The organism is Janthinobacterium sp. AD80 (assembly GCF_002878455.1).
Lineage (GTDB): Bacteria > Pseudomonadota > Gammaproteobacteria > Burkholderiales > Burkholderiaceae_D > Janthinobacterium.
This window is the reverse complement of the sequence record NZ_NRDQ01000187.1, coordinates 1-9,103: the sequence shown is the minus strand read 5'-3', so window position 1 is coordinate 9,103 and position 9,103 is coordinate 1. Positions and strand designations below refer to the sequence as shown.

8 protein-coding genes are annotated in these 9,103 nt (G+C 65.1%); all 8 read left to right on the top strand.

Annotated features, from left to right (window positions below):
- Positions 1-497 (top strand): EamA family transporter (locus JaAD80_RS25805; protein WP_180979596.1); only part of this gene is annotated, 497 nt, incomplete at its 5' end.
- Positions 498-705: 208 nt separating this feature from the next.
- On the top strand, positions 706-1,665 hold the full coding sequence (locus JaAD80_RS25800) for a sugar ABC transporter substrate-binding protein (RefSeq protein ID WP_102298816.1): 960 nt from the start codon (positions 706-708) through the stop codon (positions 1,663-1,665).
- An 87-nt stretch (positions 1,666-1,752) separates the two neighbouring features.
- Complete coding sequence (locus tag JaAD80_RS25795) at positions 1,753-3,306, top strand: sugar ABC transporter ATP-binding protein (protein WP_102298814.1); 1,554 nt, start codon at positions 1,753-1,755, stop codon at positions 3,304-3,306.
- An 18-nt stretch (positions 3,307-3,324) separates the two neighbouring features.
- Entirely contained in the window at positions 3,325-4,296 is a 972-nt protein-coding gene (locus JaAD80_RS25790; RefSeq protein WP_102298812.1) for an ABC transporter permease, read from the top strand.
- A 9-nt stretch (positions 4,297-4,305) separates the two neighbouring features.
- On the top strand, positions 4,306-5,361 hold the full coding sequence (locus JaAD80_RS25785; protein WP_102298810.1) for a LacI family DNA-binding transcriptional regulator: 1,056 nt from the start codon (positions 4,306-4,308) through the stop codon (positions 5,359-5,361).
- Positions 5,358-6,269 carry a ribokinase gene (rbsK, locus tag JaAD80_RS25780; protein WP_102298808.1) on the top strand — a complete coding sequence of 304 codons (912 nt, stop codon included), beginning with the start codon at positions 5,358-5,360 and terminating at the stop codon, positions 6,267-6,269. Before JaAD80_RS25785 ends, rbsK begins: the two co-directional genes overlap by 4 nt.
- A 4-nt stretch (positions 6,270-6,273) precedes the next feature.
- Entirely contained in the window at positions 6,274-6,666 is a 393-nt protein-coding gene (gene rbsD / locus JaAD80_RS25775; protein ID WP_102298806.1) for a D-ribose pyranase, read from the top strand.
- Between the two features lie 135 nt (positions 6,667-6,801).
- The coding region (locus JaAD80_RS25770; protein WP_258003181.1) for a diguanylate cyclase domain-containing protein at positions 6,802-9,103 on the top strand (2,302 nt) is incomplete at its 3' end.

Genomic DNA, 9,103 nt, shown 5'->3' with positions numbered 1-9,103 from the left:
TGCTGGGCGTGGCCGGCATGGGCGTGTTGCTGTTGTCGCCGCGCACGGTGTGGGAACCGGTCGGCATCGCCGCCGCGCTGGGCGGCACGGCCTGCATGGCAGCCGGCACCTACTTGACGCGGCGCTGGAAGCCGGACTTGCCCGTGCTGGCGCTGACGGGCTGGCAATTGCTGCTGGGCGGCCTGATGCTGGCGCCCGTGGCCTGGCTGGCCGATGCGCCGCTGCCGTTCTTATCCGTGCAGCAAGTGCTGGCCTATGCCTATCTGTGCCTGGCCGGCGCCCTGCTGGCGTACGCCTTGTGGTTTCGCGGCATTGCCCGCCTGTCGCCCGTGGCCGTCTCCTCGCTGGGACTGCTCAGTCCCCTGATGGCCGTGGTGCTGGGCTGGGCCTTGCTGGGCCAGGCCATGACGGGCTGGTCGATGCTGGGCCTGCTGGTGGTGCTGGCCAGCGTGCTGGCCGTGCAATGGAGCAGTGCCCGCCCTGCAACAAACGCTTGATTTGCGGCCAATTCTACCCGGCAGGCTGATCGCATCAGCTTGCCCATTTCCCTCTGGGCGCCGTGTTTTTGCTGCACCGCAGCTACAGTTTTGCTTGCACTGTTATAGGGCATTGAGGCACTATTCGCTTCGCGCAAACGTTTGCGCGCAACGTATTTCCTAAAAAGCATGGCGTACACGTGCTTGCCCAACAACTCTGGAGACTGTCATGACATCCCGTATTCGCCTGAAAATGATTGCCGCCGCTGTCCTGGTGTGCGCCTTGCCCGCCGTGCCGGCGATGGCGCAAACGCCAGCAAAGCCGAAGGTCGCACTGGTGATGAAGTCGCTCGCCAATGAATTCTTCCTGACCATGGAAAATGGCGCCAAGGCGCATCAGAAGGCAAATGCCGCCAAGTACGACCTGCTGTCGAACGGCATCAAGGATGAAACGGATACGTCGAGCCAGATCAAGCTGGTCGAGCAAATGATCGTCTCGCGCGTCAACGCGCTGGTGATCGCGCCGGCCGACTCGAAAGCGCTGGTGCCGGTGCTGAAGAAAGCCATCGACGCGGGCATCATCGTCGTCAATATCGATAACAAGCTCGACGAAGGCGCCCTGAAAGAAAAAGGCATCAGCGTGCCGTTCGTCGGTCCGGACAACCGCAAGGGCGCCAAGGTGGTCGGCGACTACCTGGCCAAGCAGATCAAGAAGGGCGACCCCGTCGGCATCATCGAAGGCGTCTCGACCACCTATAACGCGCAGCAGCGCACCCTGGGTTTCCAGGACGCCATGGGTGCGGCTGGTGCGAAAGTCGTCAGCGTGCAGTCGGGCCAGTGGGAAATCGCCCCGGCCAACACGGTGGCTGCCGCCATGCTGAACGCCAACCCGAACATCAAGGCTTTGCTTTGCGGTAACGACAACATGGCCATCGGCGCCATTTCCGCCATCAAGGCGGCCGGCAAGACGGGCAAAGTGCTGGTCGTCGGCTACGACAACATCAACGCCATCAAGCCGATGCTGGCCGATGGCCGCGTGCTGGCTACCGCCGACCAGTTCGGTTCGCAGCAAGCCGTGTTCGGCATCGACACCGTGCTCAAAGCCCTGGCGCAGAAAAAGAAACAAGCCGATCTGGGTGGCGTCATCGAAACCAAGGTCGAACTGGTCACCAAGGGCGCCCAGTCCTGATCGCCTGATCGTCTGATCCCGCCGGGGCCAGCGCCATAGCAGCATTGCTGGCGCCGGCCCCGCCGTCTTTTTCCGCGGAGTTTTATCATGCCTACCGACATCCCCCCGGCGCCATCAGCCGCCCCCCCTCTATTGACCCTGGATAACATCGGCAAGTCCTATGTCGGCCCCGTGCTGGGCGGCGTGGGCTTGCGCTTCGCGGCTGGCCAGGTGCTGGCGCTGACGGGCGAAAACGGTGCGGGCAAGAGCACCTTGTCGAAGATCATCTGCGGCCTGGAGCAAGCCACGACGGGCAGCATGCTGCTCGACGGCAAGCCGTACCAGCCCGCTTCGCGCGGTGCCGCCGAGGCGCTGGGCATCCGCATGGTGATGCAGGAACTCAATTTGATTCCCACCCTGTCGATCGCGGAAAACCTGTACCTGAAAAATCTGCCGCAGCGTTTCGGTTTCATCGACCGTACGCGCCTCGAACGCGACGCGCGCGAGCAGATGGAAAAAGTCGGCCTGGGCGGCCTCGACCCGTGGATCCTCGTGGGCGAACTGGGCATTGGCCACCAGCAAATGATCGAGATCGCGCGCAACCTGATCGGTGCCTGCCGCCTGCTGGTGCTTGACGAACCGACGGCCATGCTGACGCACCGCGAAGTGGAACTGCTGTTCCTGCAAATCGAGCGCCTGAAAGCCGAAGGCGTGTGCATCATCTATATTTCCCACCGACTGGAAGAACTCAAGCGCGTGGCCGACCGCATCGCCGTGCTGCGCGACGGCCAGCTGGTGTGCGACGACGCCATCGCCGGCCACTCGGCCGCCGACCTGGTCGGCCTGATGGTGGGCCGCTCGGCCGACGACGCCGTGGACCTGAGCGGGCGCACGCTGGGCGCGCCGCTGCTGCGCGTGCGCGGCCTGACGCGCGGCACGGTGGTCAACCCCACCTCGTTCGACTTGCGTGCCGGCGAAATCCTCGGCATCGCCGGCCTGATCGGCTCGGGCCGCACGGAACTGCTGCGCCTGATCTTCGGCGCCGACCGCGCCGATGCGGGCGAGGTGTTCCTCGGTGACAGCGCCACGCCTGCCGCCTTGCACTCGCCGCAGGCGGCCGTCAAAGCCGGCATCGCCATGATCACGGAAGACCGCAAGGGCCAAGGCTTGCTGTTGCGCCAGTCCATCGCCGTCAACACGACGCTGGCCTCGCTCGACACCGTCAGTGGCGCTGGCTGGCTGAACGACGCGGCCGAAGCGACGGTGGCCGATGACTATATTCAACGCCTGGGCATCCGCTCGCGCAACAGCGCGCAAACGGTGGCCGAGCTATCCGGCGGCAACCAGCAAAAGGTGGTGATCGCCCGCTGGCTGTACCGCGACTGCCCCGTGATGCTGTTCGACGAGCCCACGCGCGGCATCGATATCGGCGCCAAGTTTGATATTTATCAGGTGCTGGCCGAACAGGCGCGCCAGGGCAAGGGTCTGGTCATTGTGTCGAGCGACTTGCGCGAACTGATGCTGATCTGCGACCGCATCGCCGTCATGAGCGCCGGCAGCATCGTCGAGACCTTCGAGCGCGGCGCCTGGAGCCAGGACGCGCTGCTGTCGGCCGCCTTCTCCGGCTATTTGACACCCACTTCCACTCCAGCTGCGGCCTGATCCGCCGGAAAGATTCCCATGACCACCCATTCCTCTCCTTCGTATCTGCAGCGCAGCCTGGCCGACTTGAAAAACTATGCGGGCCTGATTGGCGCCCTGCTGGCCATGTGCGTGCTGTTCTCGTTTGCCAGTGAAAACTTCTTTACCCTGGCGACCTTGAGTACCCTGTCGAACAATATCCCGACCCTGGTCGTGATGGCTGTCGGCATGACGTTTGTCTTGATCATCGGCGGCATCGATCTGTCGGTCGGCTCCGTGATGGCGCTGGCCGCTTCCGTGCTGTCGCTCGCTGTCGTGCACTGGGGCTGGCCCGTGTGGAGCGCGGCCATGCTAGGCATGGCGGTGGCGGCCGCCTGCGGCGCGACGACGGGTTTGATTTCCGTCGGCTGGCGCATACCCTCGTTCATCGTCTCGCTGGGCGTGCTGGAAATGGCGCGCGGCATGGCCTATCAAGTGACGAACTCGCGCACGGAATACATCGGCAGCGCCGTCGAGGGCATCAGCTCGCCCATCGCCTTCGGCCTGTCGCCTGCCTTCATCGCCTCGATCGCCATCGTTGTCATCGGCCATCTGGTGCTCACGCGCACGGTGCTGGGCCGCCACTGGATCGGCATCGGCACGAATGAAGAAGCCGTGCGCTTGTCCGGCATCAACACAAAACCGTCGAAGGTGCTGGTCTTTGCGCTGATGGGCTTTCTGGCCGGCGTCGGTGCGCTGTTCCAGGTGTCGCGCCTGGAAGCGGCCGACCCGAACGGCGGCGTGGGCATGGAATTGCAGGTGATCGCCGCCGTGGTGATCGGCGGCACCAGCCTGATGGGCGGCCGTGGTTCCGTCATCAGCACCTTTATCGGCGTGCTGATCATTTCCGTGCTGGAAGCGGGCCTGGCGCAGGTGGGCGTGTCGGAACCCGTGAAACGCATCGTCACGGGCCTGGTGATCGTCGCCGCCGTGGTGCTCGACACCTATCGCCGCCGCGGCGAGCGTTCATAATCCCGTCCCATGGCAACCATCAAGCAAGTGGCGCAGGCGGCGGGGGTGTCGTTTACCACCGTCTCGCACGTCCTCAACAACACGCGCCCCGTCAGCGACGAGGCGCGCCGCGCCGTGCTGGCGGCCGTGGAACAATTGCATTACGTACCCAGCGCGCTGGCGCGTTCCTTGCGCAGCCGCAGCACGCGCACCATTGGCCTGATCATCCCCAACAATACGAATCCGTATTTTTCGGAAGTGGCGCGCGGTATCGAAGACAGCTGCTACGCGGCCGGCTACAGCGTCATTTTGTGCAATTCGGATGACGACCCCGTCAAGCAGCGCGAGTATTTGAACGTGCTGCTGACCAAGCGCTGCGACGGCTTGATCCTGTCCGCACTGGCCGACAGCGATGGCGAATTGCTGCGCAAAATGAAAGTGCCGGCCGTGCTGCTCGACCGCGCGCCCTGTGACCTGGCCATCGACGCGGTGGCCGTCGACAACCGTGCCGGCGGCGCCCTGGCCGCGCGCCATCTGCTGGGCCTGGGACGCCGGCGCCTGGCCTGCATCGCCGGTCCCCGTGAAGTGCGTATTTCCAACGAGCGTATAGCCGGCGCGCGCGATGCCATGGCGGACGCGGGCGTGACCCTGGCCGACGCCCTGTGCCGCCATGCCGACTTCACCAGCGCGGGCGGCTATGCGGCCGCGCTCGACCTGCTGGCGCTGCCAACAGCCCAGCGTCCGGACGCCCTGTTCTGCTGCAATGACCTGATGGCCTTTGGCGCCCTGCGCGCCGCCGCCGAGCGCGGCATTGCCGTGCCGGGCGAGCTGGCTGTCGTCGGCTTCGATGACATCGACCTGGCCAGCTTCGTGCATCCGGCCTTGACCAGCGTGGCGCAAAATACGCGCGAGCTGGGCCACATCACGGCGGCCTGCCTGCTGGCCCGCATCGCCGACCCCGCCTTGCCGCGCCAGCAGCGCAGCATCGCCCCCGAATTGCACGTGCGCGGCTCCAGTGCCGCAGCCGTACCTTCTGCTGTACCTGCTTCTTCTCCTGCAACTGAACTGATGGGAATGACATCATGATCGTGGTTATCGGCAGCATCAATATGGACCTGGTCTTGCGCGTGCCGCGCATGCCCCTGCCCGGCGAAACCCTGACGGGCGGCGCGTTTAGAACTATTCCTGGTGGCAAGGGCGCCAACCAGGCCGTCGCTTGCGCGCGCATGAGCGGCAAGGCCGAGGCCGGCGGCCAGCGAGTGGCCATGGTCGCTTGCGTGGGCGACGATGCGTTTGGCGCGACGTTGCGCTCCGCGCTGGTCGGCGACGGCATCATCGACAGCCACATCACGACCTTGCCGGGCGTGGCTTCCGGCATTGCTTCCATTCTGGTCGACGACAACGGGCAGAACAGCATCGTCATCGCCGGCGGCGCCAACGATTTATTGAGCCCCGCCCACATCGACGCGGCGCAAGGCTTAATTGAGCAGGCCGACATCGTCGTGCTGCAGCTGGAAACGCCGATGGACACCGTCGTGCACGCCATCAGGCTGGCCCGCTCGCTGGGCAAGACTGTGGTGCTGAACCCGGCCCCGGCCGCCAGCTTGCCCGACGGCGTGCTGGAACTGGTCGACTACCTGATCCCGAATGAAATCGAAGCGGCCATGCTGGCCGGCGTGGCGCCCGACAGCACGGATATCGCGGCCCTGGCCGCCGCGCTGCAAAAGCAGGGCAGCGACAACGTCATCATCACCTTGGGTTCCAAGGGCGTGCACGCGGCCCTGTATGGCGGCGACACCACTTTCCCGGCCGAAGCGGTGAAAGCCGTCGACACGACGGCCGCCGGCGACACCTTCATCGGCGGCTTTGTCGCCGGCCTGGCGTCCGGCATGGACGAGGCCGAAGCGATTGGCCAGGGGCAGCGCGCGGCCGCCTGGAGCGTGACCAAGCCCGGCGCGCAAACGTCGATTCCTTTCCTGCACGAGCTGTTTTAAGACCATGAAAAAAACTCCGCTGCTCAATATTGCACTGTCGCACATGATCGCCTCGCTGGGCCATGGCGACATGCTCGTCATCGGCGATGCCGGCCTGCCATCGCAGCCGGGCGTGCCCCTGATCGACCTGGCGCTGACGCGCGGCGTGCCCGGCTTCATCGAGACCGTGCAAACGGTAATGAGCGAAATGCAGGTCGAGTACCACCTGCTGGCCAGCGAATTGCCGCAACACAACCCGGCCATGGCGGCGCAAGTGGCGGCCCTGGCCTTGCCCGATGCGCGCCAGGTCACGCATGAAGAGTTCAAGCAATTGAGCAAGGGCGCGCGCGCCATCGTGCGCACGGGCGAGTGCAGCCCGTATGCGAATGTCATTCTGGTGGCCGGCGTGGTGTTTTAACGCAAACAAGCGCCAGACTGTTTGCCAAAAACATCAACGATATTGCCCTGAGTGAAATAATTATCCATTGGCAAAAGGGACGGCTACAATAGCCTCATCCCTGCCAGTCCGGCAGTCCTCCTGTGGTGCCCTGCCATGCCAATGGAAGCATTGCGTGCTTGCCGACCTCGATTGCCGCCGCCCGGTGGCAGGCGCGCGCATGGCTGGCTGGGCTGTCTTTTCCTGTTGCTGTTCCTTGCCGTGCCGGCCCGGGCGCAAGCCCTGGAGCGGGTCGCGCTACAACTCAATTTCACCCACCAGTTCCAGTTCGCCGGCTATTACGCGGCCATCGAACAGGGCTATTACCGCGAGGCGGGGCTGGATGTCACGCTGCTCGAAGGCGGCGCCGGGAGCAGCGCCGAGGCCGCCGTGCTGGATGGGCGGGCCGAATATGGTGTCGGCAACAGCACCTTGCTGCTCAGCCGCCTGGCCGGCAAGCCCGTGGTGGTGCTGGGCGTGGTGTTCCAGCATTCGCCCAGCGTGCTGCTGATGCGCCAGCAGGGTGGCGCGCCCGACGTGCGCAAGCTGGCGGGCGCAGCCGTGATGATCGGCATGCCCGGCGGCCAGCCCGCCGGCGCCGATGAAGTCTCGCTGTTCCTGCAGAAAATGGGCGTCGCGCCCGGGCAGATGCAGCATTTGCCGCCCAGCTACCGGGTCGAGGACTTGATCAATGGCAAGGTCGAGGCCATCGCTGCGTATTCGACCAATGAACCGGACTACCTGGACCGGGCGGGATTTTCCTACTATCAATTCACGCCGCGCTCGGCCGGCATCGATTTTTACGGCGACAACCTGTTTACCAGCGAGCAGGAACTGCGCCGCTATCCTGAACGGGCCAAGGCTTTCCGCGCGGCCAGCATGCGCGGCTGGCAATATGCGATGGCGCACCGCGAACAGATGGCGCAACTGATCCACGCCAGCTACAGCCAGCGCCACGACCGCGCGCACCTGCTGTACGAGGCGCAGCAGATGGAACTGCTGCTGCAGCCCGTGCTGGTGGAGCCGGGCTACATGAATCCCCAGCGCTGGCAGCATATCGCCGATACCTATGCGGCCATGGGCCTGCTGCCGGCGGATGCCACGGCCAGCAGCGCCTACAAGGGTTTTCTTTACCGTCCCGTGCCGGGCGCCGACCTGGGCTGGCTGTATTTGTCGCTGGGCGTGGCGGGCAGCCTGCTGGCCGTGGCGGCCGCTTTTCACTTCAGCAACCTGGCGCGCGAACGGCGCCGCACGGAAGACACCATCCGCCAGGGCGAATTGCGCTTTCGCACCATGTTCGAGGAAGCGCCGATGGGCATTGCCCTGATCGATACCGTGAGCGGACAGTTTCTCGACATCAATCCGCGCTATCTGGCCATCGCCGGGCGCAGCCTGGAACACATGAAGCAAAGCAGCTGGATGGAGATCAGCCATCCCGACGACGTGTCCGGCGAACAGGAGCAGGTGGCGCAATTGCTGGCGCGCAGCGTGCTCGGCTTTCGCCACTCGAAGCGCATCGTGCGTCCCGATGGCGCCGTCGTGTGGGTCGACGCTTCCGTGACGGCCATCGCCACGGCGCGCCATGGCGGCCCGCACCACCTGTGCATGCTGGAAGACGTGACGGACAAGCGCCAGTCGGAAGCGCTGATCTGGCAGCAAGCCAATTTTGATACCCTGACGCAATTGCCGAACCGCCGCATGTTCCACGAGCGGCTGCGCCAGGCGCTGGCGCAAGGGCGCCGCGATGCCAGCCGCGTGGCCATCCTGTTCATCGACCTCGACCACTTCAAGGAAGTCAACGATACCCTCGGCCACCACCAGGGCGACATCCTGCTGATCGAGGCGGCGCGGCGCATCCGCGTGGGCGTGCGCGAGACGGACACGGTGGCGCGCCTGGGCGGCGATGAATTCACGGTGATCCTGTCCGACCTCGACGACTTGCAGCAAGTGGACCGCATCGCCCGGCAAATTCTCGACGGCTTGCTGGCGCCATTCCTGCTGGGGCAGGAGCAGGCTTTCGTCTCCGCCTCGATCGGCATCACCTTGTATCCCGATGACGCGGGCACGATCGAAGACTTGCTCAAGCATGCGGACCAGGCCATGTATGTGTCGAAAGGCGCGGGACGCAACCGCTACAGTTATTTCACGCCGGCGCTGCAGGTGGCGGCCGTCAACCGCATGCGCCTGGGCGCGGACTTGCGCACCGCCTTGCGCGAGCAGCAGATGCAGCTGGTCTACCAGCCCATCGTGGCGCTGCGGGACGGGCGCATCGTCAAGGCGGAGGCGCTGCTGCGCTGGAACCATCCGCAGCGGGGCGTGGTGTGCCCGTCCGATTTTCTCGCGCTGGCTGAAAGCAGCGGCCTGATCGTAGAAATCGGCGACTGGGTGCTGCGCGCGGCGGCGGCGCAGCTGCAGCGCT